Here is a 2,107-nt window from a genome sequence, read left to right as displayed (position 1 = left end):
CTGCTCCACTGCATCCAAGGTCAGATCAAATTTGGCAGTACTAATGCCCATCGGATACGAGTTTAAGGTCAGGCCTTCCAGCTGTAATTCCTGCTGCTCCAAAGTTTTCAACTCAAACATCGTGTCAAACAGCGCATTCCGGCTCGTATCCCGCGTTAAATTCAGCTTTTCGACCAGCTCTTCAAAAGGATAGTCCTGATGCTCATAAGCGCTGAGTGCGTGCTCTTTGACCTCTTGCAGATAATCTAGGAACGTTTTGTCACTAGACGGATAATTGCGGATTGCCAGCGTGTTGATGAATACGCCTACCAGGCTCTCCAGATCCGTATGCGGTCTTCCTGCAATCGGCGTTCCGACCACGATGTCCTCTTGGCCCGTGTATTTATGCAGGAGCGTAGTGTACGCTGCCAGCAGTACCATATACAGGGTTGAGCCTGTTTGCGCCGCCAGTTCTTTCAAACGTTCGCTAACTTGACGCTCCAGTCCGAATTCGATCGTATCCCCTACCGTGCTCTGCACCGCTGGGCGGGGAAAGTCGGTTGAGAGATCCAGCACAGGCAGTTCACCCCGGAAGGTGTCGAGCCAGTATGCTTCCTGACGCTGCATCCACTCCTGATGGGCCTCGCTTTGCTGCCATACCGCGTAATCCTTGTACTGAATCCGCAATGGGGATAGCTCTTCACCGTCATACAAGCGGACAAATTCATCGGTCAGTACTTCCATGGACACACCATCCGAGACGATATGGTGCATGTCGAGCATGAGCAAATGCTGCGGTGTTTGCTCCACTCCTTGTAAGCCCAGGTCCACCAAGCCTACCCGCAGCAGCGGTGCAGCTTGCAGATCGAACGGACGGACAAAGCGCCGTACCAGCTCTTGCGTTTCCTTGCTAACCATCGTGTCCTTACCCGTAGTAGTCGCACCTTCTGCCTGTACCTTCGTATATTCCACCTCGAACGGCACGGTGTCCTCAACCCATTGCATCGGCTCACTGTCCACCAGCTCAAAGCGGGTACGCAAGGTCGCATGGCGGGCGATCAGTTGACGGAACACGTCTTCTACTCGTTTCACATCCAGCGGACCGCTCACTTGCAGCACCGACGGCATGTTGTAGTTCACATCATTCGGGTCAAATTGATGCAGCACATACAGTCGTTTTTGCGCCGAGGATAGCGGATAAAAGGCACGAGCTTCCGTCACCGGAATCGACGCATACGCCACTTGATCCAGACCTTCCAGCACGGCTGCCAGCTGTTCAATCGTTGGTGCTTCAAAAATAGTCCTCAATGGAAGCGACTTATTCAGCTCCTTGTGAATCTTCGAGGCCAGCGTCGTCGCCCGCAGTGAATGTCCGCCAATCTCGAAGAAGTTTTCCTTCACGCCAACCTGCGCCAAGCCCAGCACGTCCTGCCAAATTTGCGCCAGCTTCACTTCCACCCACGTCCGCGGTGCAACATAGTCGGCTCCGCTTTGCAGGCTGCCTTCCGGTGCTGGCAGTGCTTTGCGGTCGATTTTGCCGTTCGGACTTAGTGGCATCCGCTCCAGCTGTACAAAGTACGATGGCACCATATAGCTTGGCAGCTCCCGGCCCAGCTCACTTCTCAGTTCACCGGCTCCAAGCTCTTGCCCGGCGACATAGTACGCCACCATTTGTTTTTGGCCTGTTTCGTCCGCTCGGGCCATGACGACGGCTTCTCGTACCGCCTCCACCTTCAACAGCTGCGATTCGACCTCGCCCAGCTCGATCCGGTAGCCCCGGATTTTCACCTGATGGTCGATCCGGCCCAAATATTCGATGTTGCCATCCGGCATCCATCTCGCCAAATCGCCTGTGCGGTACATCCGCTCATAGCCTGCTTTGCCACCGGCAAACGGATCGGCAACGAATTTCTCTGCTGTCAGCTCCGGACGGTTCAGATAGCCGCGTGCTACGCCTACACCACCGATGCACAGCTCCCCTGCAACCCCAATTGGCTGCAATTGCTCCGTGCCCTCCTTCACGATGTATAGACGGATGTTCTGAATCGGTTTCCCGATTGGAATGACCGTATAGGCTTCATTAGGCTCACAATCGAAGTACGATACGTCCACCGTCGCTTCGGTTGGA

1 protein-coding gene is annotated in these 2,107 nt (G+C 54.7%); it reads right to left on the bottom strand.

From position 1 onward, the window contains the following. The coding region (locus L693_RS28145; protein ID WP_155983841.1) for a condensation domain-containing protein at window positions 1-2,107 on the bottom strand (2,107 nt) is incomplete at both ends.

This window comes from Paenibacillus sp. 1-18 (assembly GCF_000520755.1).
Taxonomy (GTDB): Bacteria; Bacillota; Bacilli; order Paenibacillales; family Paenibacillaceae; genus Paenibacillus; species Paenibacillus brasilensis.
This window is presented reverse-complemented; position numbering and strand designations above follow the sequence as displayed.